The sequence below is a fragment of the Neobacillus sp. SRL179 genome, from assembly GCF_984799095.1.
In genome coordinates, this window is the sequence record NZ_OZ481792.1 from 1066472 (window position 1) to 1090535 (window position 24064).

Consider the following 24064-nt stretch of genomic DNA (forward strand, 5'->3'; position numbering starts at 1 on the left):
AAGCGTGTAAATAGTTGAAAAATTTAAAATAGAATAAATGGGGAACAAAGGGAAAGGGGTACTCGAATTGAATATCGAAAAATTTCAAGAAAGCATGTACAAGCTTGTTGTTGAAACTTCTACCAAGCTTCCAAAAGACGTGCGCCGCGCGGTTCTCGCGGCAAAGGAGAAGGAAAATGCGGGAACTAGTGCTGCCATGAGCCTTGCTACGATTACCAATAATATCAAAATGGCAGACGACCAAGTCTCACCTATCTGCCAAGATACTGGCTTGCCTACTTTTAAAATTAAAACACCAGTTGGGGTAAACCAACTAGAGTTGAAAGAAGCAATCCGAAATGCGATTGTCATTGCAACCAAAGAGGGGAAATTACGTCCCAACGCTGTGGATTCATTAACTGGTAAAAACAGTGGAGACAACCTTGGAGCGGGATTGCCGGTCATTAAATTTGAGCAATGGGAAAAAGATTACATTGACGTTCGTCTCATTTTAAAAGGCGGCGGCTGTGAAAATAAAAACATTCAATATAGCCTGCCATGTGAGCTAGAAGGGCTTGGCCGTGCTGGCCGTGACCTTGATGGAATCCGCAAATGCATCATGCATTCCGTTTATCAAGCACAAGGACAAGGCTGCAGTGCTGGTTTTATCGGAGTTGGAATTGGCGGAGATCGTTCCTCCGGTTACGATTTAGCAAAAGAACAATTATTCCGTTCGGTTGAAGATGTAAATCCAAACGAGGATCTCCGTAAACTGGAAGAGTACGTCTTGGAAAATGCCAATAAATTAGGAATCGGCACCATGGGCTTTGGCGGCGAAGCCACCCTTTTAGGTTGTAAAGTTGGTGTCATGCACCGGATTCCAGCCAGCTTTTATGTTTCCGTTGCTTATAATTGCTGGGCTTTCCGCCGCGCTGGTGTCAGCGTAGATCCAGAAACTGGTGAAATTAACGAATGGGCATACCAAGATGGCGAGTTCATTGATTTCGCACAAACTGAAGCGGAAAAGGAAACAGCAGCTGCTGCTTCGACTGCAGATGTCATCGTGTTGGAGGCTCCTATTACAGAGGAGAAAATTCGTTCCTTAAAGGTCGGTGATGTTGTACAAATTAACGGCTTAATGTATACAGGGCGTGATGCAATTCATAAATATTTAAGCGATCACGATGCCCCAGTCGATTTGAATGGACAAGTTATTTACCATTGCGGACCTGTAATGTTAAAGGATGAAAATGGTAAATGGCATGTAAAGGCCGCTGGACCAACAACAAGTATCCGCGAAGAACCATACCAAGGCGACATCATGAAAAAATTTGGCATTCGTGCTGTGATGGGGAAAGGCGGTATGGGACCGAAAACTTTGGCAGCTTTGCAGGAGCATGGAGGCGTTTATCTCAATGCTATCGGCGGCGCCGCACAGTATTATGCTGAATGTATTAAAGATGTTGAAGGCGTCGACCTCATGCAATTCGGAATTCCAGAAGCGATGTGGCACCTGCGGGTAGAAGGTTTCACTGCGGTAGTGACCATGGATTCACATGGCAACAGCTTGCATGCAGATGTGGATCAATCATCCTTGGAAAAGTTGGCACAGTTTAAGGAACCGGTATTTAAATAAAAATTTTTTTAGGATAGGCGCGGGTGGGCGCTTGTCCTTTTTTTGCGAGGAGGGGGAGTTAGGACTAATTGTAGAATTCCTCCTCGAATTTGAAGAATACCTCGAAAAATTGTAGAATCCCTCTTTGGATTTGTAGAATACCTCGAAAAATTGTAGAATCTCTCTTTGGATTTGTAGAATAAATCGAAAAATTGTAGAATCCCTTTTTGACTTTATAGCATAACTTGAAAATTCGTAGAATTCCTCCCCAAATTTGTAGAAAAACTTGAAAAATTGTAGAAACCCTTCCCAAATTTGTAGAATTCCCCAAACAAGATAAAAAGTTCATAAATAGTTCAAATTAGAATGCAAGGGATATTGCCATAATTCATCGAAAATTAATACTTAAAAAGGAAGGAGGTACTTATTTTGTTTGTAAAAAATCTTATAAAACCAATCAACCTAGTCAGGGCAGAGGGTTTGGAGAAAAGAACCCCCAAAAATCATCCCAATTTGAATGAATTGCAGCAGTATATCAGAATTTTAAGATCAGGCTATAATGGAGAAAGACAAATCAATTTTTATTTAGGGCAAATTCCTTCCGACAAATTCTTTATTTTCCACGATTTGCGTCTTCCTTTTGGAGAGGGCTATTTTCAAATTGATGCCCTGCTGCTTTCCTCGAAGGCAATCCTTATGTTAGATGGGAAAAACCATGCTGGAAAGCTCCTAATTGAAAAAAATCAAATGATTCAAGAGTATATGGAAAATCGAACCATATATGAAGATCCAATTTTACAGGCTAATCGTCATAATATATTAATAAGGTTTTTTCTTGAAAAACACAAAATTCCACAGTTGCCAATCGACTCGCTTGTAATTATTTGCAATTCATCAACAGAAGTAAGCATTAGCACGGACTACACAGAGGCCATACAAAAAGTTTGTCGTGTAGGCGACCTTTTAAGAAAGATTAACGAGTACCACCATAATAAAAAGGATATCCTTGATAATAAGACGATTGAAAAAATAAAAAAACTCCTCCTTAAAAGCCATACTCCATTAATCCTTGATTTAGCAGAAAAGTTTAATATAGATAAATCTGAAGTGATAACAGGGGTTGAGTGCCCCATTTGCTTAAACATTCCAATGGATATTAGGAGAAATAAATGGATATGTCCAGCCTGTCATTATGTTTCAAAAGATGCTTATCTAAATGGAATAAAAGATTATTTCTTATTAATGGAGTCCTCCTTTACTAACTTGCAAATACGGACATTCCTTCACCTTCCTTCCTCAAGAGCCACCACTTATTTCTTATCTTTATTAAACTTTCCATCCACAGGTACTACGAAAGATCGTCTCTATCACGAGCCTAACGATTTCCTATAAATACTAATTATCTTTTCCCTTATTTAACAAACACTAATATAAACTAAAATAGGGGGAACATGGATGAAGCGCCTAATCAGCATCCTTGCAATATTGCTGCTATTACTTCCAAATAGTACATACGCAGCAGTTTCAAATAAGCCGATTCATTGGGGCTTTAAGAAAGCGGTGGATGAAATTCCGCCTGAAGCGGGACCAGAGTATGACCAGATTCTCGAAAAATATGGGGCTTTTTATAAAGGTGATCCTAATTCAAAAGTCTTATATTTAACATTTGATAGCGGGTACGAAAATGGCTACACTCCGAAAATTCTTAAAGTCTTAAAAAAGCAGAAGGTTCCGGCCACCTTTTTTGTCACAGGACATTTTTTACTTTCCCAGCCCGACCTTGCTAAACAAATTGTTAAAGAAGGACATATCATTGGGAACCATTCTTGGGGCCATCCAGATTTTACAGTAACTAGTGATAGTATAATTCGTGAAGAGCTAAAAAAGGTAAAGGTCAAAACAAAAGAAATCACTGGCCAAAAGAAAATGAAATATTTACGTCCGCCACGTGGTGTATTTAGTGAAAGAACGATGCAAATTGCAAAAGAAGAGGGATACACCCACGTTTTTTGGTCGCTTGCTTTTGTCGACTGGAATATTAATCAGCAAAGAGGATGGCAATATTCATACGATAACATCATGAGTCAAATTCATCCGGGCTGCGTCTTGTTACTACATTCCGTTTCTAAAGACAATGCGGATGCATTAGAACGGGCAATCAAAGATTTGAAAAAGAAAGGCTACAAATTCAAAAGCCTAGATGAGTTTCCGAAGAAAAAGTAGTCAACTAAGCCGAATTCACAAAGGAATTCGGCTTTTCACTTTGGAACGTGCTATAATATCAGGACAATAAAAAGGCTTTATGAAAATTTGGAGTGAACAAAATGAAAACGGAACAAGGAATCAAGATCCAATTAAATCAGACATTTCCTCTAACGATAAAAAGGCTCGGCATTAATGGAGAAGGGGTAGGTTATTTTAAACGGCAGGTAGTTTTTGTGCCAGGAGCCTTGCCCGGTGAAGAAGTAGTCGTAGAGGCGACGAAAATAAACCCTAAATTTGCGGAAGCGAGAATAAAGAAAATCCGTAAACCATCACCTCATCGTGTGCAGCCGCCATGTCCGTTTTATGAGCAATGCGGCGGATGTCAGCTGCAACATCTGCAATACGGACAACAATTAAAAGAAAAACGGGATATGATCATCCAATCGTTAGAGCGGCATACAAAACTCTCAATTGAAAAATTAGATATTCGTGAAACCATCGGGATGGAAAATCCTTGGGGCTACCGGAATAAAAGCAGTTTCCAAGTGGCACAGAAGAATGGAAAGGTGTTGGCGGGGTTATATGGCATGAATTCTCACCAATTAATTGATATTGAACACTGTGCCGTCCAACATTCACAAACAAACGAAGCAGTAAGCAATGTTAAGTCCATTCTAGAGGAGCTGCGTATCCCTATCTATAATGAAAAAACACGAAAAGGAATTGTTCGAACCATTGTGGCTAGGGTAGGGGTGGAAACGGGCGAACTTCAGGTTGTCTTAATTACGACACAAAAAGAGCTGCCCCAAAAGGAGTCTATAATAAAAGAGATACAAAAAAGGCTTCCCAAGGTTAAGTCAATCGTACAAAATATCAACGGTGAAAAAACATCTTTAATATTTGGAGAAGAAACCCTCGCTCTAGCAGGCGAAGAGTTTATCCAGGAAACTCTTGGTGATTTACAATTTGAGTTATCTGCAAGAACTTTTTTTCAATTAAATCCGATTCAAACCGTAAAACTTTATGATGAGGTTAAAAAAGCTGCCGCTCTTACCGGCAAAGAAAAAATAGTCGATGCCTATTGTGGTGTCGGGACCATCGGTTTATGGCTGGCGGATCAAGCAGCCGAGGTCCGCGGTATGGACATTATCCCGGAATCGATTGATGATGCGAAGAAAAATGCGAAGCGCCATGGATTAACGAATACAAAATATGTTCCAGGTAAAGCGGAAGAAGTCTTACCAAAATGGGTCAAAAAAGGTTGGAAGCCAGATGTGATCGTCGTAGACCCGCCACGAACCGGACTCGATGGCCAGCTGCTCCAAACGATTTTACAAGTGAAACCAGAAAAGCTTATCTATGTCTCATGTAACCCATCTACATTGGCAAAAGATATTCAGACCTTAAATGCTAAATATGAAGTAAAGTATATTCAGCCAGTGGATATGTTTCCGCATACGGCACATGTAGAAGCGGTAGCTGAGATTGTACTAAAATAAGTTTAAAGAAGCTCAACCCCTTGTGGAGTGGGCCTCTTTGCTTTCTAATATGATTTATGTAGATTTTCACAGAGAAGGAAATTCCAATTATGATACATTAGTTACCTACATCACGATTTACGTAATTTGAAAGGATTTTTCGATGAATACTTCATTAGAAATGTTGATCCATTTATTTGAACGAGCTGCTTTGCTGTTAATTTGTCTGTTTTTTATGATTAGGATTCCCAGATTTAAGGAATCCCTTCAAAAAGATCGTCACTCTCTTACGGAGCGGCTTATTATTACACTCATGTTTTGCTTATTTTCTATTTTTGGTACCTATTCAGGGATTAATGTTGAAGGTTCACTTGTGAATACCAGAATCATTGCTGTTGTGTCGGGTGGGATTTTGTTTGGTCCATGGGTGGGAATCATTTCGGGCGTGGTCTCGGGTGTACACCGCTATTTGATTGATATTGGCGGAATCACCTCAGTCCCATGCTTAATTACTAGTATCATTGCGGGGATTGTTTCGGGTTATATTAACCGAAAAGTAAAGAGGTCGCTGCGTTGGATCTATGGAATTGCGGCTGGAATGTTTTGTGAAGTATTGACCATGCTGTTAATACTTGCATTGGCTGATCCATTTTCACTTGGTTTCGACATTGTATCAAAGATAGCCTTTCCGATGATAGTAGGAGAATTAAACATTGGTCTGATTGTGTTGCTGGTCATGAGTGTGGAAGGTGAGAAGGAAACTATTGCGGCAAGGCACGCCAAGCTGGCGTTAGATATCGCAAATAAGACCTTGCCTTATTTTCGCTCCATCAATTTGAATTCTTTAAGGCAAATCTGCAGTATTATAAAAAATGATATCAAGGCCGATGCGGTGGCCATTACTGATAATGAAAATGTACTCGCCTATGTTGGTTTTGGGGAAGAACGATATGTGGCTGGTCAGGAAATAATCAGTGATTTGACCAAGGAAGCGATCCGAACGGGTAAGTTTATTATACGAAATCATATAGCGGATCACTATACACCCCAAATTCACTCTCTGTTGATTGTTCCCTTTGAGGAACATGGGGAGGTGACGGGTACATTAAAAATTTACTATCGGAAAGCCTATAAGATGACTTACTCCCTTCAGACAATGGCGATTGGACTTTCTCAAATCATTTCTACTCTAATGGAGGTTTCACGGATCGAACAAATAAAGGCCGAAGCGAATAAAGCAGAGTTGAAGGCACTTCAAACAAAGATTAATCCGCACTTTTTGTTTAATGCCCTTAATGCTATTGCCTCTACTACAAGAAGAAATCCCGATAAAGCACGGGAGTTGATTATCAATCTTTCTGGTTATATGCGCTACAACTTAGAGGTAAATGATGAATTGATTGATATCCATAAAGAATTGGAGCAAGTCCGTGATTATGTAGAAATCGAAAAGGCACGTTTCGGCAGTCGTCTAGCAGTAGACTATGACATAGACAAAGTAAATGTTAACATACCAAGTCTTCTCATCCAGCCTTTAGTGGAGAACGCCATTATTCATGGAATTTTAAAGAAAAAAGGCCCTGGAGTAGTGACGATTTCTGTCAAAGATTTGGGAGAAAAGATAAGGGTAAGCGTAAAGGATACGGGTGCAGGAATTAGTGGAGAAGTCATCAGCAATGTGGAGCATGATACGGTACCAACTAATAAAATCGGCTTGTATAATGTTCATCAGCGAGTGAAACTCATTTATGGAAATGGACTGGTGATACACCGGCTTTCACATGGAACAGAAGTTTTTTTTGAGATGGTAAAGGAGAAGTTATGAAAGCGATTATTGTGGAAGATGAAATTCCAGCTCGTGAAGAATTGGAATATTTAATTGAAGCTTATAGTGAAATTGAAGTCACTCATTTCTTTGATGATGGCTTAGATGTTTTAAAATTTTTGCAGGAGCAAGAAACAGATGTAATCTTTTTAGATATCAATATTCCATCACTTGATGGGATGCTGCTGGCTAGTACCATTAGTAAATTTACGAAAAGGCCATATATTGTCTTTACTACTGCTTACAAAGAACATGCCGCACAAGCATTTGAACTTGAAGCCTTTGATTATGTCCTAAAGCCCTATGATGAAAAGCGGATGGCGGCGATGTTAAGCAGGCTTGAAGTTGCTTATAACCGAAATCAGTCAGAAGCAATGATTCCAGAAATTAGATCGATACAGGAAGTAGAAGCACATACAAAGGCCTCTAACCGTATCAATTTAAAAAAGAACGATAAAATTATTGTAACAGATGTAAATGACATTTATTATGCGGAAGCAAGTGAAAAGGTGACATTGGTTTATACGTTGAGTGAGGAGTATACGATGCAGATGAGTATAACAGAGTTTCACACCCATCTGCCGGAGGAAATGTTCTTTCGTTGTCACCGATCTTACACAGTGAACTTAACGAAAATCCGTGAAATTGTACCATGGTTTAATCAAACCTATATACTGCGTCTTAAAGAGCTTAACGCTGAAATTCCAGTAAGCAGAAGCAAGGTGAAAGCTTTTAAACAAATCATGCAGCTATAATCTCCTTTCATTCCTTATAATAAGCATTTCATTCCGAAAACGTTTTCTCTCTTTTTTTCAGTGGTATTATGATCATGTAAACGATAACAAGTAGAAATTATCAATGTTAACCATGATTAGTTTAAAGGAAGAAAAGAGGAGATTGTGATGAATACAAACACAGACCGTCGTTTGTTGATAGTAATAGGAACGATTATTGTACAAATGGGATTAGGTACTATATATACGTGGAGTCTTTTCAATCAGCCCTTAGTAGACCACTTTGGCTGGAAGTTAAATTCAGTTGCTTTGACTTTTTCGATTACAAGCTTAGCATTAGCACTATCCACTTTGTTCGCAGGGAAGCTGCAAGATAAATGGGGAATTCGCCGCTTACTAATTATTGCCGGCATTGTCCTCGGAGCAGGTTTAATTATTAGTTCACAAGTATCATCGTTATGGATGCTTTATATCTTAGCAGGCGTCATTGTTGGGGCAGCGGATGGTACAGCCTATATCACATCTTTATCAAATTTAATTAAATGGTTTCCGGAAAGAAAAGGACTTATTTCTGGTATTTCAGTTGGCGCGTACGGTACAGGCAGTTTGATTTTCAAGTTCATTAACGGGTCTTTCATCCAATCTGCCGGAATTACTCAAGCCTTCTTTTATTGGGGATTAATTGTCATGATCATGGTCATAGGCGGTTCATTTCTAGTTCGGGAAGCTAAAGTAAGCAACGAATTGAAAATTCAAAATGGCAGTATTCAAAAAGATTATACCGTGAAAGAGATGTTGAAAACGAAGGAAGCTTATCTTTTATTCGTAATCTTCTTTACATCTTGCATGAGCGGATTATTTTTAATCGGAATTGTCAAGGACATTGGTGTTAAAATGGCGGGGCTTGATATTGCAACGGCAAGTAATGCAGTGGCATTAGTAGCCATTTTTAATACCAGTGGACGTATCATTCTGGGAGCTTTATCCGATAAAGTCGGTCGTCTAAGAGTGGTATCGGGTGCATTGCTTGTGACAGCAGCCGCGGTTACAGTATTAAGTTTTGTCCAACTAAACTATGGGCTATTCTTTGTAAGTGTTGCAGCAATTGCGTTCTGTTTTGGAGGTAATATTACAGTATTTCCAGCTATTGTAGCAGATTTCTTTGGTTTGAAAAATCAAAGTAAAAACTACGGAATTATTTATCAAGGATTCGGTATTGGTGCCATCTCGGGTTCTTTTATTGCTTCTTCTTTAGGGGGATTCATCCCTACTTTTAAACTTATTGCTATTTTAAGCATTGTTTCTGTAATTATTGCCATGATGATAAAAGCACCGGTCACTGGGGAACCAAGAACGAAGGATAAAAGGAATACTGATAAAATTCGTAGCTTGTCTCCGAATACACCGGCAAGTAAATATTAAAAACACAAAACGAATCCGTGGAGATAAAAACACCCATGGGTTCTTTTTTTCTTCTATTTTTATAGAATGAAGGAACCTACAGACTTTTCTTTTGCTTGGTCATTAACAAGTATTTTTCATCCGAAACTTTATCTGATAACAGTATAGTTTTCACGATAGAGCAAATTCTATAAAGGTTAGACCATAATTATCAACAAAGGGGGATTTTTTTATGGCAGATTTTTTAGGACTATTTGGTGATGACAAATCGCAAAACAATGATAATTCAAGCACTCAAGGGACCGATACAACTTCCACTACACAAAATAGTCTAAAGGATGGCAAATTAGAACTTCATAAAGAAGAGCTTGATATTACAAAAAATAGTGTCAATGCAGGTGAGGTTGTTCTTTCAAAAGAAGTGGTGGAGGAGCAAAAAACTGTTGACGTTCCTGTGATGCATGAGGAAGTAGTCATCACAAGAACGCCGGTTAATAACCAGTCCAGCAACGCTGCGATTAGCAGTGATGAATCGATTCATATTCCTGTTAGTCAGGAACAAGTAGATGTAAACAAATACACCGTTACAACGGAAGAAGTTGCTGCTTCTAAGCGTCAGGTTTCAGAGACCCAGCAAATCGATGAAACACTAAGACGGGAAGAAGCCAAAGTGGATACAACTGGAAGTGTCAATATTGTTTCCGGCGGATCTGAATTTAGCGATATTAACAGCTAATTAAAGTCTGGCCTCACCTACCTGGTGGGGTCAGATCCTTTGCAAAGGAGGGAAAGAAATTGAAGGATGAAACGCAACATATGATGTTCCAGCTGCATAAAGAAAAGCTGGATATTACCAAGAAACGGGTTGAGACAGCCGATGTTAAGGTATATAAAAATACATACACCGAAGTGAAGCAAATATTGGTACCGGTAAACCATGAAGAACTAGTTATCGAAAAAAAAGGGCTAACCCCAGATCATTCAGATATCGAGGTAACCCGAATACCCATGAGTGAGGAACGTATTGAAGTTACTCTTCACCCTGCTATGTTGAATAATATGAAAGTGGATACACAGCAATTTGAAGAGGTTATTCAGGTAAATGAAACCCTAAAGGAAGAAAAGCTCCGTATTGAAACGATTGGTGATGTTAAAGTGGAGGTAGTCAACCCGACTAGCGATGTGTAAAAAAGAATAACCATTCTTAAAGGATCTGCTTCCCGGCAGGATCTTTTCATATACCCTTTAGTGACTTTGCGGGAAGCAATTTTATAGCAAATGGAATGGAGGAAAAGAGGAATTGGAAGATTTAAAACATAAATATAGTATGGACAAATTTTCATTATCGAAAGTAGCACATCCTGAAATGAATTTTAATGATAATACTGTATTTTTATCGGATCGTACATTTCGAGAAAGAAAAGAAAGTCTACTAGAAGCTATGAATAAAAAAAGAATCGATCTCGTTTTTATATATGCTGACCGTGAACATGGTGCCAACTTTGAGTATTTAACAGGTTTTATTCCCCGATTTGAAGAAGCATTATTAGCAATGGATTCAAATGGTACCGCAATATTATTTCTTGGAAATGAAAATTTAAAGATGGCAAAATATTCCCGAGTAGAGTCGAAACTTATTCATGTACCCCACTTTTCTTTACCAAATCAGCCTATGGATAATGAAAAAAGTTTTAAAGACATTATAAAAGATGCAATTGATTTTAGAGGAAAAAATATTGGTGTTGTGGGCTGGAAAGTGTTTACAAGCCGATATGAAGAAAATCAAAATTTATTTGATATTCCATATTTCATTGTGGAGGCATTACAAAATTTAGCACATGAATGTTCTACAAAAGTATTTAATTGCAGTGAAATTTTTATTGGTGAAAACGGTGGAATTAGAACAATTAATAATGCAGATGAAATTAATTATTATGAGTTTGGTTCAAGTTTGGCATCTGATTGTGTATTGGAAGCTTTAAATAATATCGAAATTGGTAAAACCGAAACAGAATTGGCCTCATTTCTTTCAAGATATGGGCAGCCACATAATGTCACAACCATCTGTGCTACTGGTGAGCGCTTTACGAATGCCGTTATTTATCCAAGAAAAAAAGCAGTCAATCTTGGTGATAAATTCTCCATTACAACTGGATACAAAGGCGGATTAACAAGTAGAGCCGGTTATGTCGTAAAGGAAACAAACGATCTTCCCAATGAAGTTAGGGATTATTTAGAGAGAATTGCCATTCCATATTATTCTGCTGTTGTTACTTGGTTAGAAACTATTAAAATCGGGATCACAGGTGGTCAATTATATAATGTAATCGAAACCGTATTGCCGAAGGAACAATATAATTGGCATTTAAATCCAGGTCACTTTGTATCAGATGAGGAATGGCTGTCTTCTCCAATTTATCGCCGGTCCAATACTGTTTTAAAGAGCGGGATGTTATTTCAAATTGATATTATTCCATCGGTTCCAAATTACGGAGGTGCCAGTGCAGAGACTGGAATCGCTTTGGCTGATGAAGAATTACGAAACGAAATCGAAAAAAACTTTCCCAAGCTATGGGATCGGTTTGAAAAGAGAAGAAAGTATATTGAGCAGGAATTAAATATTCAACTCCATCCAGAGGTTCTCCCTTTATCAGATACAGTCGGATACTTTAGGCCCTATCTATTAAATAAGGAAGAGGCTTTATTATTTCATCCAAAAGCCTAAGCGTAATTATAAATCTTTATAAAAAATAGCTGGATAGGCTTTACCAAGAAATGGGTAAGTATAAGACAAGTGAACTCGACTAGTAGATTTCAACTTGACAGAATGTTTGAGAAATAGTAACATTACTACCGTAAATAAATTAATTAATTGATTCTCTAATTAAATAGATTACTTTAGCATTGGGTTAATAACTATTAATTGACACAATGAAAAGGTAAATTTATTAAGTGAGAGTAAACTTCCTAATGTAAGGAAGAAAATATTAATAATTAGGTAGACTATTAAAAGGCCTTACTAGGCCCGTTAAAAGTAAACCGACAATTTTCAAAGTTTAATGGTTTAACCATTTTACTTAAAAATTGTCGGTTTTTTTGTTTATTTTTAATAAAGAGGAATCAGTGATGGAGGAAATAATATTTTCTTAGAATGTTGGTTTTCTACATTCATTGAAGGGGGGAAGTAGAATGTTAATGTATCTGCCAGAAATATTTTTTGGATTACTTGCAGTATCGGTGCTCAGCGCACTATTCCTGTTATACCCAAAGGTTCCGCTGTCTTTTGTGCGGTATCACGTTGGAATCACCATTTTTCCCCCGCTTATTGCCCTGCTGGCCCTTGTTACGAACCAGGAGACAATGAATTATGGCCCTTGGCGGTTTGATTCCTTATCATGGCTGCTGGCATTGTTCGTGCTTACCATCGGTTTTATCGTGCAACGCTTTTCTATTCGTTATTTATTAGGTGATCATGCCTATCGAAAATATTTTGCTCTTTTAACGATTACTACTACTGTTGATGCAGGTGCCTGGTTAAGTAATGATCTTCGTATATTGCTAGTCTGCTGGGGTGGTACACTCCTAGGATTGACCCTGCTTATAAGATTAAAAAAAGAGTGGAGTATTGCTAGAAACGCAGCAAAGCAAACTGGCCGTCAATTTGCACTAGGCTGGCTTTCCCTGATGTTGGCTGTGATTTGGGTTACTCAGGTTACAGGTCATTGGCAGTTATCGCTCGTCCTCACCCAAAACAGTATTGTACAGCTGGATTCATGGGAAAGGACTTGTATTAATCTTCTGCTCATCCTAGCTGTCGTAATTCCGGCAGCACAATTTCCTTTCCAACGCTGGCTGTTAGATTCAGTAGTGGCTCCAACACCAGTCTCGGCAGTAATGCATGCGGGATTAGTGAATGCAGGCGGAATGATCCTGACTCGTTTCTCACCGCTTTTTAGCGGAGATATAGCTCAAATGGTTTTGCTTATATTATCCAGTGTTTCAGTCATAGTAGGGACCGGAATTATGCTGGTTCACGTTGACTATAAACGGCAACTGGTCGGATCGACGATTGCCCAGATGGGTTTCATGTTAATCCAATGTGCATTAGGGGCATATTTGGCAGCCATTATCCACGCTGTCTTACATGGTCTATTCAAATCAACCCTTTTCTTACAGGCTGGCTCTGCGCTTCAACACGATGCGGTGCCTGCCTCTAGCAAGCAACAGCCAACGGTATTTTTATGGACAATCTTTGGCGGTATTTTAAGCCTCCTAGTGGCACTTGGTATTTGGATGTCTTCTTCTGGAGAAAGTTACCAAATGATAAGCGCTCTTACATTAGGATGGTCAGTTTCTTTAGCCTGGACCCAGCTCGTGGCTTTGGGATCCGGACGTATCAGTCGTATTGCTGGCCTTACTTTAATTACAGCAGCAGCAATTATATACAGTTTAGTACATGATTCTTTTTATCATATGTTACAGAACTCAATCCCGAAAGGAATTCTACCACAGGCACCGGCGGTTATTCTGCTCCTGATAATCCTCTTGGCAGGAAGTGCTGGAGGTGTATGGCTGGCTCGTCATCGTTCATCAACTGCCTATGCTGTCGTTTATCTCTGGCTCGTTCGACTGGGTGAGCCTCAAAGTGATTTGGTCGAAAGTCATCCTACCTATTTGACACAATCATTCTTTAGAGGAGGTCATTTAAGATGAATACAACATTAGCAAAAACATTACATTGGGAAAAGCTGCCCGATACCATTGATTTGGATCTTCCTGACTTGGTGAACTCTGCAAGCAAGGTCATTGCACCACTCGGCCCTATTAACACCTTTGCGGCCCGCAGCCCTTGGGCCGGTTTAGAGGGTCAACCCTTTGAAAAAACAGTACGGTGGCTTAAAGATACTTGCGATGTAGATATTTATCCTAATGACTCTGTATTTCTGTCTGCCCGGGACCAAGGCAGGATTCGTCAGGACTTTTTAGAAAAAGGACTTCAAGATTGGTTAAACTCACAGTCTTTGGAGTTGCCCCGTGAGGCAGCAGAACATTTCTGCAGAGCTGCGCTTTCAATGGATCAACCATTATCCAACACTTTAGAAGTGCCCGAGATAAAAAGCATGGCAAGGAAACTAAATCGTTTTACATCCAAAATGACCGAAAAACACGCGGTCAAAACTTTAAGCCAGAGCTTGGAACTGCTGGGCAAAGTGAATGCAGCTCAAGAACTTAACCGCCATACAATCAAGTGGTGTAAATTATTTTTAGATGAGTCCCAGGCAGTTTGGTCTATGCCTAGTCGAGAAGAAGGCTTCTATCATGCGTGGCGGAAATTAGTCCTGCATGACCCAGCACTTAGCCGAAAGGTACGTAAACAATTCAGTGAGCTCCCGGAAGAAGCTGACGCTGCCTTAATGGAAGTTTTACTTGAACTTGAAATTCCTTTTTCAGAGATTCAAGACTATTTGGAAGCACATTTCCTTGCTTTACCTGGCTGGGCTGGAATGATGCTATGGCGCTCACAGCAATCCACTAAAGAAAGTTCACTCCTTCTTGATTATTTAGCAGTTCGGATGTCGATGGAAAGGGTACTAGTTAAACCCTATCTTCCATTACCTGAAAGAAGAAATGATCAAGTTCAAGTAGAGTCATTGATTGCAGAATGGGTAAAATGGGGGAACCTTCCCATCAATGCTTGGTCACAATTATCTTCTGCAGAAATAAAGGCACGTTTGACCCTAGCGTATCGTTTTGATAAGATTCAACGCAATCGGCTTTGGCTAGAAGCATGGGAAAAAACATATGAAGATCAATTAAAGACAGTGATTACATCACAAAAACCTGCTGCAGATGCAGAAAACGGTAAACCAGCACTAGCCCAATTTGTGTTTTGTATTGATGTACGTTCAGAGCCTTTTCGCCGGAACCTTGAAACAGCAGGAGATTTTGAAACGTTTGGAACAGCAGGCTTTTTCGGATTGCCGATTGAAACCTGTGCGATTGGCAGTAACCACACACATAACTCTTTGCCAGTCATGTTTAAGCCACAATATAAAATTAAAGAGTTTTCAGCGGATTCTGAATCCTATCAACAACGGCATCAAGTGACCAGCTCACTAGGTCACACGTTTAAAACGTTGAAGCATAATTTGGTTTCCAGCATGGTACTTCCGGAGATTAGCGGTCCTTGGCTAAGTCTGCAAACGCTGGCTCGCAGCTTTGTTCCACGAAGCGCAGGCCGAACATTAAACAAACTGTACGATACATGGCTGCAAAAACCAATGACGAAACTCTCACTTGATCATACAGATACAGTGGAAACAGGTCTGCCCATTGGCTTTTCTATGAAAGAAAAAGTAAACTATGTACGTCAAGCTCTAAAAATGATGGGGTTGACCGATCACTTTGCACCACTAGTGGTTATTTGCGGACATGGAAGTCACAGCACGAACAATCCATATAGTTCGGCACTTGACTGTGGCGCATGCGGAGGGGCATCTAGTGGATTTAATGCACGGGTGCTGGCAACCTTGTGTAATCTTCCAAACGTGAGGAAGAGCCTTGAAATAGAGGGAATTATGATTCCGAAGGATACCGTTTTTGCAGCTGCCGAACATATAACCACACTTGATGAATTGCGTTGGCTTTATGTTCCAGAACTATCAGAAGAGGCTAAAGAAGCATTTCAGTGTGTTCAAGCAGCATTGCCAAAGGTCAGTGAAAAAGCTAATGCCGAGCGGGTAAAGCATTTACCAAATCTTGGAACCCACCACGTGAATCCAAAGGCTGAAGCAGAGCGGCTTTCGGAAGATTGGAGTGAGGTGCGGCCAGAATGGGGCTTGGCACGTAACGCCGCATTTGTCATTGGGGAACGCAGGCTGACCAAAGGCTGCGATTTGGGAGGTAGAGCTTTTCTCAATAATTATAACTGGAAGAAAGATAAAAACGGTTCGATCCTGGCCAACATTATTTCCGGGCCAACCACGGTAGCTCAATGGATTAACCTGCAATATTATGCATCCACTGTTGCCCCGCATTATTATGGCAGCGGGAATAAAACAACCCAAACGGTCACAGCCGGCCTTGGGGTCATGCAAGGGAACGCCAGTGACTTATTAACTGGTCTTCCTTGGCAGTCTGTAATGAAATCGGATGAAGAGGCATATCATGAGCCACTGCGTTTATTAGTAGTCATCCAAGCACCACGGGATTATGTGAAACGGATACTGGACCGCGATCACGCTTTTGGGCAAAAAGTGAAAAACGGTTGGATTCGGCTTGCTTCGATTGATCCGGAAGGAAACTGGGAAAGTTGGTCTTAACCTCTTTCCCAGCTTTATAGTAATGATACATATCTTTTCCGGAAGAAAGTCAGCTAAGGGCAGAATAATATTATAGGGAGTATTTGGTTATCTATGAATGTAACTATGAAAAAAGGAAAAGGAATCGGTATGGATAAATCAAAAGGAACGCTTGAAGCTGAAATTAGCAAAGCTTTAACACATTGGGAAAAAAATTATCTTGGACGAGGCTCTGTGTCTGTTAAATCAGATATCCTAAGGGATATGGTGATTGTGGTACTGAGTGGAATATTAACTCCTGCTGAATATACACTATGTCAGGATAAAGAAGGTTTGTTATCTGTAAAAGAACACCGTAACAGTTTAGTGGAATCCGGTATGAATGAGTTAAAGGAAATTATCTTAACGGTCACAGGAGAAGAGGTAGTGAGCTTTCACACCGATATTAGTACACAAACTGGAGAACGGATCATAGTCTTTAAGCTTTCCAATGACTTGCAAAGCAAATTATGTTAATTTAAGGGTCGTTTCATAACAGATAGGGTAAAGAAACTTACTAGAAGCAAAATTCCAAAGCATTAAAGGGGTGAATTTGATGTCTAGGGCCGAGAAGAAAAAGATACTATTTGTGACAGGAATGGAACATAAATTAGAGCGCTTTATTAAAGAGGAAACCAATGTGCATCCGGAAAACATGATAATCCTGCAAAGTTATCAGGCATTTATTTCAAACCCTTTCGACGATTTAATGAGAGATATCATTATTGCAGTTTATAAAGAAGATGTCGAGGAAATCGTTGTGGTTTCTACACATGATTATCAAACGAATGCTGGGGATATCCTGAACAAAATATATAAAAATAAAGAATTACAGAATAAGCTGCAAACACTTGATTACCTTTTTAAAAATACCATGCCGGAATTTCATGAGGGAACGGTAAGTGAATGGTTACAGGGTGGCAAAACAGTAATGGACAGCGTACAAAAAACAATTAACATCATTCGCAATCATCCTCTGCTGCCATCATATGTGAAGGTCAAGAAGTTAATTATTGATCAAGAGAATGTAAAGCAAACAGTTCCTTTTTAGCAAATGGGCACCTTTCTAAAAGAAGAAGGTGTCTTTTTTTATGTTTCTTTTAGCTAGAAATAGGCTCCTAAATTAGTAACAACCACCTAAAAAGATTCATAATTTGTTGAAGAGAGTAGACGTATTATTTGATGGTTTCATTTACACATAACATCAATTTCTTCGCTACACTCTTTTACCAGGTGTCTAACCTGTTTAGTAAATATAAAGGGGAGGAAAAAATGCATAATTTTCAGAGTGGTTTACAATCATTAGGAATGGATCATTACCAAGTTGGTGAATTAATCCCTATAGATCCTCAGAGCCAAGATATGCGTCTGTTTGGAATGCGTTGCGGAGGCTGCGGAGGCTTTCGTTGCGGAGGCTTTCGTTGCGGTGGATTTCGTTGTGGCGGCTGCTTCGGCTGTGGCGGATGCGGTGGATGCGGTGGCTGCTTCGGATTTAGCTGTATCGGTATCGGAGTTGGTTTTAGCTGTTTCGGATTCGGTTTTATTTAGTTGTTTTGGTGTCTCAGAAAAAGTTAGTTATTTTATGATAAGAAAGTGCCCCCTGCATGGACCTGTGCCCCAGGGGGTACTTCTTTTTTTGATAATTTATAAAGTTCTGCTTTTAATATGTCCAGCTCCAGTGCCCTAGCGGCTAGTGTCCTTCGCTCACCGCCCTACGATAAGTCAACATCGAATCGCTAACGCTCTTCGTGTTTCCTTTATCTCGGTTGGAGTGCTCCAGGCCATACGCCGCTGAACAGGGCACTTTCGCTTTTCTAATCATAATGGACAAATAAATGTACATAAAATGATAGTGCATAATTAGGAGTGATTTGAATTAAGGAGGAGCTGAATGACAAAACTTAACTCGTCCACACGTTTAAAGGTCAAAAGGGATTCATTTTATCTGCCAGATCCAGAGGGTGGTGTGTATTTCAGAAATAACGTAAGTTCATTCCGAATGGAAGGAAATACGATTTACCAATGGATTGAACAATTATTACCGATGTTTAATGGCGAGCACCCATTGGGAGAAATAACAGAGGGATTAACGGCACCGTATCGCAACAGGGTATATGAGATAGGAGAAACCTTGTACAAGAATGGCTTTGTTCGAGATGTTAGTCAAGATAGAGCACATAATTTAAACCCAAAAGTCCTAGAAAAGTATGCTTCTCAAATTGAATTTATTGAAAGTTTTGTAGATTCAGGTGCCTGCCGTTTTCAAGAATACCGTCAAGCTAAGGTCCTAGCTATTGGTTCTGGCTCCTTTATGGTTTCATTAGCTGCTGCCTTAATTGAATCGGGGCTTCCCAAATTCCACTTTATTTTGACCGATTCAGTACCTGCAGATCAATTGCGGATAAATGAGTTAGTACGCTATGCCCACAATGCTGACTCAGAAGTGGAGGTTGAGCAAGTACCATTAGAAAAAAGGGATGAAGTGGGTGATTGGAAAGAAGCTTTGCGTCCATATGATTGGATCCTATATGTCTCTCAGGATGGAAATGTAAAAGAATTAAAGGATCTGAATATAGTTTGCAAAGAGCAAAGGAAAGGATTCTTTCCTGCCATATGTTTGAACCAAGTGGGGCTGGCGGGTCCATTGGTTCATCCGGATTTAGAGGGATGCTGGGAGTCAGCATGGCGCCGACTTCATCAATCTTCATTGCAATTAGATCGGCAGCCGCAATCTTTCTCTACAACTGCAGGAGCCATTCTGGCTAATGTAACTGTATTCGAATTTTTCAAAAAGGCAGCAGGAATTGCTGGTTCAAATCAGAGTAACCAAATTTACAAATTGGATCTTGAAACGTTGGAAGGAGACTGGATTTCATACATCGCACATCCATTGGTTATGAATAAAAGTGACTTGCCTAGACTGGTAGAAGATCTTGATGTAAGGATAAAGCAAGAAATGAGTAAAAAAGAACTTTCGAATAACCTTTTAGAATATTTCAGTCTATTAAGTTCGGAGGAAACCGGGATTTTCCATATTTGGGATGAGCGAAACTTGAAACAGCTTCCTCTTTCACAATGTTATGTTCAAGCAGTTAATCCATTGTCAGAGGGACCAGCAGATCTATTGCCAGAGGTTGTCTGTTCGGGTTTTACACATGAGGAAGCAAAGAGGGAAGCGGGACTGACTGGTATTGAAATGTATGTTTCACAAATGCTCAAGGGATATAGTGAGCAAAAAGATGAATCTGATGAAAACATACCAGGGGGATTAGTTGGCATTGGTGCAGGGGAAACAATTGAAGAGGCAGTTTGTCGAGGGTTGCAAGCCTATTTAGAGAAAGAATTGAGAAATGAAAAGGGTGATTTAAGAAAACCTATTTTTCGCGTACAACTGGGAGATATTGAAGATCCGCGCTGCAGATTTTATTTAAATGCCCTGACGGCCATAAATGGTGCGCCGACCATCGGTTTAGAAAATGAAATACTAGGTTTCCCCGTAATATGGGTAAAGTCAAAGGGGCGTCGATATACTAGTACAGGGTTAAATGCAACGTTGGCTTTACGGAGTTCATTACAACAAGCGCTTTCGAATACACAAAATCAGGTGCATCCAGCCGAAAGGCTATCGGAGTCAGCTGTCTTTTTGAAAGAACAGGAATTTAAACTTGAAATCCCATCTTGTGAAGAAGTCACACAATTGCAGCTATTACAATCTTCCATTCAGATCTTATACCAAAACAGCAAGCGACTATCCGTTTATGACCTTGCGTTTGAACCTTTTTTAAAACAGGAATTAGCAGGGGTGTATGGTGTGAAGGTTCGAGAGGAGGATCCTTATGGCCGCCCATATTCTCATTGACGGAGAGGGTTTATTAGCGGATTATGTTTTTGGTCAATTATCCGGGAATTACCACGTAAGGCGTCAAAGCCTATTAGAAGAGGTTTCCGAAGAAACAGAATTAGTGCTGGTGCTGCATGATGGATGCAATCCTGCCACTCATCAAAAAGCGGAAGAAAAATACAGGAACAGAGGTATTCCGTGGCTTCGAGGTTTCGTTTCATTTGGGGAGGGAATCATTGGTCCTTTAGTTCGCCCTGACACACCGGGATGTTCTTTCTGCGCTGACATACGGCGCATGCTAGCTGGATCCGATCGAAAAGAAATGTGGCAGCTGCAGCTAAGGATGGCAGAAGGAGAAAGTGTCATGCAAGATGCATGGGCATCAAGAACAGGACTATCACAAATGGCAGCTTTGATATGTAACGAAGTTCAAAAGATTCTTCAAGGAAAACTCAGTAATTTAGAAGAAAGAGTGTGCATTATTAACCTAAGAACGTTAACCATTTCTAACCACCTTTTCTTACCTAATCCAATGTGCCCGAATTGCAGGCCATTACCTGATGATACACTAGAATTAGCCCAAATTAGGTTAGAATCCAGTCCTAAGTTTAATGGAAGCGGTTATCGCAGCCGTTCGATGGATGAATTCAAATCAGTACTAGTCAAAGACTATCTGGATTACCGTACTGGTGTCATGAATGGAAAAATTCAGGATTTTACGCTTCCATTTGCTGATGTTTTAATGAACATGCCGTTATTTGAAGCGGACGAGGGAGTCGCTGGCCGTTCTATTTCATATGAAATGAGTGAGCTGACTGCTATTTTAGAGGGGTTGGAACGATATTGCGGAATCGAGCCTCGAGGCAAAAGGACGGTAGTTCGTGATAGTTATAATAATTTAAAGCAAAATGCCCTAAATCCTGCAAGAGCAGGTTTGCATGAAAAGGAACAATATGCAAAGCCTGATTTTCCGTTTAAACCGTTTCATCCTGATAACCCAATGAATTGGGTCTGGGGCTATTCGTTTTTACAAGAACGTCCTATACTGGTCCCGGAGTTACTCGCTTATTACAGTTTGGGCTATGGGGAGTGCTTTGTTTATGAAACCTCCAACGGATGTGCATTAGGAGGGAGTTTAGAAGAAGCTATTTTCCATGCCATTATGGAGGTTGTCGAGCGAGATTCATTCTTGTTAACTTGGTATGCCAAACTCCCTCTTCCGCGTCTTGACCTTAGTTCGACTAACGATCAAGAATTACAGCTGATGGTCGAACGTATACGTGAGGTGGCGGGATATGACTTACATTTTTACAATTCGACGATGGAACATGCGATTCCAAGTGTTTGGGGAGTGGCAAAAAACAGAAGATCCAATGGTGTAAACCTCATATGTGCAGCCGGAGCTAGCCCTGATCCTGTAAGGGCTGTAAAAAGCGCGATTTACGAGCTTGCGGGAATGATGGTGAGACATGACAAGAAATTGGAGGCAAATAAGCAGAAATATGAACTTATGTTACAGAACCCTTACGCCGTACGTACCATGGAGGACCATGGTTTGCTCTACGGGCTGCAAGAAGCAGAGGAGCGACTGAATTTTTTATTGGATGATCATCGTCCATTACGTACGTTTGCAGAAGAATTCAAAGAGCCGCCTGCAAATACTGATTTGAAGGAAGATCTCCAGGATATTCTTCAGAGGTTCCGCCGCTTAGATTTGGAGGTCATTGTGGTAAACCAGACGACACCGATCATCAAACGAAATGGACTATTCTGTGTGAAGGTATTGATTCCAGGTATGTTACCGATGACATTTGGACATCACCTAACCCGAGTGAAAGGGCTGGAAAGGGTACTTAAAGTACCAATGAAACTTGGATTTAGTAAACAGCCGTTATCATATGAACAGCTTAATCCATATCCCCACCCATTTCCATAACTGAAAAGTAGGAGGTGTAAGATTGGAGCTTGAAACATTTGTACATCATCTTCACTTTGAGACGGAGAAAATCTTTCCACCAGATTGGCAAGTGGATTGGAAGGATGCACCACTTCCCTATAAACTGTACCGCGGCTTACCAGAGATTCCACTGAGTTCAGATGTACCATTAACACTGGTCGGAAGGGAAGCTAAGGCAGAACCTAGTTTACAGGAGCTGGGTCATTTCTTATGGTATGTATACGGTCTTACTCAATACTCACAATCCGCTTTAGTCGAGGATACCGAGGGAAAAGCCGCAGTGAGTTATGCCCAATTATTACGCAGATTTGTACCCTCTGGCGGGGCATTATATCCCAATGAATTATATGTGTATGTAAAGCTGAAGGAAGCACCAGAGGGAATTTACCATTATGATGCGGCACATCACCGCCTCCTTTTGCTTCGAGAAGGAAATTACGATTCCTACTTATCAAGATGCCTTGGCAATAGCTGTGATCTTTCTGATTGTTTTAGTACTGTTTTTGTCTCAACGGTTTTTTGGAAAAATTTTTATAAGTATAATAATTTCTCCTATAGGCTCCAAGGGTTAGATGCAGGTGTTTTAATTGGGCAATCTTTAGAAGTGGCTAAAAGAATGGGGTTTTCAACTCGGGTATTCTACCAATTTCTTGATCGTTCTATGAATCATTTGCTTGGGTTGTCCGAAAAGGAGGAAAATGTATATGCTGTAATCCCCCTATCTATTAATCAATCTAACAATAGTGTTGAGGATCATAGTAGAGGGGAAGTTGTTACTGATAATGAATTGTCCCGGGAAGTACCACTGCTTCAGCATGTTTCCTATAACCGTTCAAAGAGAGTTATTGATTATCCGTTGCTGAAAAAAATGAATGAGGCATCCATATTTGAAACAACGGAGTCATTTGTGAAGATAAGGAAACGTAATAGTATGAGACAATCCTTAGATACGGAGATGATTTTCCTTCCCTTGGCAGAACGCCTTTCGTATGATCTTGCCTCCGTTTGCAGGGAGCGGCACTCTCCTGATATCGATTTTGTCATAGGAAAAGTGAGTCAAATACAGCTTACCTCCTTGTTAAACGAGATATTTTCCTTCACGTACCAGAATGATCTTGGTGAAACAGATGGGCATGGTCTGACTCGTGTTTCTTTGTATGGCAGTTTTTATAATGTGGATGGAGTCCCAAATGGTGCTTACTCATATGACAATACCGCACATGCCCTTCGGAGAATAAACCACGGGGATTTTAGAGAGTTTTTACAGGCGGGATTAACAATGCCCAATGTAAATCTGTATCAAGTACCACTCTGCATGCATGTCGTTGGGGACAAGGATCACCTCAAAGAAGAAATGGGGTATAGAGGATATCGGATTCAACAAATGGAAGCCGGCATTCTTGTCCAACGGCTGCTCTTAGTGTCGTGTGCCTTAGGGATGGGAGGTCATCCACTACTGGGATTTAATGCAAACCAATGTGATGAATTATACAGGATTCATTCAAAAGGAAAAACCAGCTTAATCCAAATCCCGGTGGGTCCGTACCGTCCCCGCGCCTGGTTAAAAGGACGTTTGTTAAGCTAGGAGAGATTGGGTGGTGCTTGTTTTTAAAAATTAGGCTCAGTCTTATTATGACTGAGCCTTGAAGTTTATTAAATTAAATAAAGCTAAATCCTCAATGATTTCTT

Annotated in this window: 18 protein-coding genes; all 18 read left to right on the forward strand. The window is 40.1% G+C overall.

All coding sequences use genetic code 11. The features are described 5' to 3' along the window. Positions 1-67: 67 nt before the first annotated feature. The 18 genes from AC4E8C_RS05230 to AC4E8C_RS05315 all read left to right on the forward strand — a co-directional run bounded on the left by AC4E8C_RS05230 (position 68) and on the right by AC4E8C_RS05315 (position 23960). The gene (locus AC4E8C_RS05230; protein ID WP_490210835.1) at positions 68-1615 is read left to right on the forward strand and encodes a fumarate hydratase; all 1548 of its coding nucleotides are present in this window, start codon (positions 68-70) and stop codon (positions 1613-1615) included. A gap of 408 nt (positions 1616-2023) precedes the next feature. Then, a complete protein-coding gene (locus AC4E8C_RS05235; RefSeq protein WP_490210836.1) occupies positions 2024-2986 on the forward strand; it encodes a nuclease-related domain-containing protein in 963 nt (320 codons plus the stop codon). A 63-nt stretch (positions 2987-3049) separates the two neighbouring features. Then, positions 3050-3817: a delta-lactam-biosynthetic de-N-acetylase gene (gene pdaA, locus AC4E8C_RS05240; RefSeq protein ID WP_490210838.1), complete on the forward strand. Its 768-nt coding sequence runs from the start codon at positions 3050-3052 to the stop codon at positions 3815-3817. A gap of 101 nt (positions 3818-3918) precedes the next feature. Next, positions 3919-5298, forward strand: coding sequence for a 23S rRNA (uracil(1939)-C(5))-methyltransferase RlmD (gene rlmD / locus AC4E8C_RS05245; protein ID WP_490210840.1), 1380 nt, complete (start codon positions 3919-3921; stop codon positions 5296-5298). Positions 5299-5440: 142 nt separating this feature from the next. Continuing rightward, positions 5441-7102 (forward strand): LytS/YhcK type 5TM receptor domain-containing protein, encoded by a 1662-nt coding sequence (locus AC4E8C_RS05250; protein WP_490210842.1) that lies wholly within the window; start codon positions 5441-5443, stop codon positions 7100-7102. After that, a complete protein-coding gene (locus AC4E8C_RS05255; protein WP_490210844.1) occupies positions 7099-7857 on the forward strand; it encodes a LytR/AlgR family response regulator transcription factor in 759 nt (252 codons plus the stop codon). The genes AC4E8C_RS05250 and AC4E8C_RS05255 overlap by 4 nt, the downstream gene beginning before the upstream one ends. 147 nt (positions 7858-8004) lie before the next feature. Next, positions 8005-9258, forward strand: a complete 1254-nt coding sequence (locus AC4E8C_RS05260) for an L-lactate MFS transporter (protein ID WP_490210846.1) — start codon at positions 8005-8007, stop codon at positions 9256-9258. A 211-nt stretch (positions 9259-9469) separates the two neighbouring features. Beyond that, positions 9470-9973: a YsnF/AvaK domain-containing protein gene (locus tag AC4E8C_RS05265; protein WP_490210848.1), complete on the forward strand. Its 504-nt coding sequence runs from the start codon at positions 9470-9472 to the stop codon at positions 9971-9973. A gap of 59 nt (positions 9974-10032) precedes the next feature. Next, the gene (locus AC4E8C_RS05270) at positions 10033-10425 is read left to right on the forward strand and encodes a YsnF/AvaK domain-containing protein (protein WP_490210849.1); all 393 of its coding nucleotides are present in this window, start codon (positions 10033-10035) and stop codon (positions 10423-10425) included. 112 nt (positions 10426-10537) lie between these two features. Continuing rightward, positions 10538-11962: a M24 family metallopeptidase gene (locus tag AC4E8C_RS05275; protein WP_490210851.1), complete on the forward strand. Its 1425-nt coding sequence runs from the start codon at positions 10538-10540 to the stop codon at positions 11960-11962. A gap of 464 nt (positions 11963-12426) precedes the next feature. Then, complete coding sequence (locus AC4E8C_RS05280) at positions 12427-13950, forward strand: NADH dehydrogenase subunit 5 (protein WP_490210853.1); 1524 nt, start codon at positions 12427-12429, stop codon at positions 13948-13950. Further along, on the forward strand, positions 13947-16559 hold the full coding sequence (locus tag AC4E8C_RS05285; RefSeq protein WP_490210855.1) for a DUF2309 domain-containing protein: 2613 nt from the start codon (positions 13947-13949) through the stop codon (positions 16557-16559). Before AC4E8C_RS05280 ends, AC4E8C_RS05285 begins: the two co-directional genes overlap by 4 nt. A 129-nt stretch (positions 16560-16688) precedes the next feature. Beyond that, positions 16689-17054 carry a Na-translocating system protein MpsC family protein gene (locus AC4E8C_RS05290; protein WP_490212477.1) on the forward strand — a complete coding sequence of 122 codons (366 nt, stop codon included), beginning with the start codon at positions 16689-16691 and terminating at the stop codon, positions 17052-17054. 79 nt (positions 17055-17133) lie between these two features. Then, positions 17134-17628 (forward strand): carbonic anhydrase, encoded by a 495-nt coding sequence (locus AC4E8C_RS05295; RefSeq protein ID WP_490210856.1) that lies wholly within the window; start codon positions 17134-17136, stop codon positions 17626-17628. A gap of 221 nt (positions 17629-17849) precedes the next feature. Then, positions 17850-18125, forward strand: coding sequence for a heterocycloanthracin/sonorensin family bacteriocin (locus AC4E8C_RS05300; RefSeq protein WP_490210858.1), 276 nt, complete (start codon positions 17850-17852; stop codon positions 18123-18125). A 343-nt stretch (positions 18126-18468) separates the two neighbouring features. Then, positions 18469-20436 (forward strand): putative thiazole-containing bacteriocin maturation protein, encoded by a 1968-nt coding sequence (locus AC4E8C_RS05305; protein ID WP_490210860.1) that lies wholly within the window; start codon positions 18469-18471, stop codon positions 20434-20436. Continuing rightward, positions 20414-22354, forward strand: coding sequence for a TOMM precursor leader peptide-binding protein (locus AC4E8C_RS05310; protein WP_490210862.1), 1941 nt, complete (start codon positions 20414-20416; stop codon positions 22352-22354). Before AC4E8C_RS05305 ends, AC4E8C_RS05310 begins: the two co-directional genes overlap by 23 nt. A 22-nt stretch (positions 22355-22376) precedes the next feature. Continuing rightward, the gene (locus AC4E8C_RS05315) at positions 22377-23960 is read left to right on the forward strand and encodes a SagB family peptide dehydrogenase (protein ID WP_490210863.1); all 1584 of its coding nucleotides are present in this window, start codon (positions 22377-22379) and stop codon (positions 23958-23960) included. The last annotated feature ends 104 nt before the right edge of the window (positions 23961-24064 follow it).

What these genes read in the sequence shown, in the direction of transcription:
- pdaA (WP_490210838.1), top strand. Translation starts at nt 3,050, where the DNA reads ATGAAGCGCCTAATCAGCATCCTTGCAATATTGCTGCTATTACTTCCA.
- AC4E8C_RS05305 (WP_490210860.1), top strand. Translation starts at nt 18,469, where the DNA reads ATGACAAAACTTAACTCGTCCACACGTTTAAAGGTCAAAAGGGATTCA.
- AC4E8C_RS05250 (WP_490210842.1), top strand. Translation starts at nt 5,441, where the DNA reads ATGAATACTTCATTAGAAATGTTGATCCATTTATTTGAACGAGCTGCT.
- AC4E8C_RS05285 (WP_490210855.1), top strand. Translation starts at nt 13,947, where the DNA reads ATGAATACAACATTAGCAAAAACATTACATTGGGAAAAGCTGCCCGAT.
- AC4E8C_RS05295 (WP_490210856.1), top strand. Translation starts at nt 17,134, where the DNA reads ATGTCTAGGGCCGAGAAGAAAAAGATACTATTTGTGACAGGAATGGAA.
- AC4E8C_RS05310 (WP_490210862.1), top strand. Translation starts at nt 20,414, where the DNA reads ATGGCCGCCCATATTCTCATTGACGGAGAGGGTTTATTAGCGGATTAT.
- AC4E8C_RS05280 (WP_490210853.1), top strand. Translation starts at nt 12,427, where the DNA reads ATGTTAATGTATCTGCCAGAAATATTTTTTGGATTACTTGCAGTATCG.
- AC4E8C_RS05290 (WP_490212477.1), top strand. Translation starts at nt 16,689, where the DNA reads ATGGATAAATCAAAAGGAACGCTTGAAGCTGAAATTAGCAAAGCTTTA.
- AC4E8C_RS05255 (WP_490210844.1), top strand. Translation starts at nt 7,099, where the DNA reads ATGAAAGCGATTATTGTGGAAGATGAAATTCCAGCTCGTGAAGAATTG.
- AC4E8C_RS05300 (WP_490210858.1), top strand. Translation starts at nt 17,850, where the DNA reads ATGCATAATTTTCAGAGTGGTTTACAATCATTAGGAATGGATCATTAC.
- AC4E8C_RS05260 (WP_490210846.1), top strand. Translation starts at nt 8,005, where the DNA reads ATGAATACAAACACAGACCGTCGTTTGTTGATAGTAATAGGAACGATT.
- AC4E8C_RS05265 (WP_490210848.1), top strand. Translation starts at nt 9,470, where the DNA reads ATGGCAGATTTTTTAGGACTATTTGGTGATGACAAATCGCAAAACAAT.
- rlmD (WP_490210840.1), top strand. Translation starts at nt 3,919, where the DNA reads ATGAAAACGGAACAAGGAATCAAGATCCAATTAAATCAGACATTTCCT.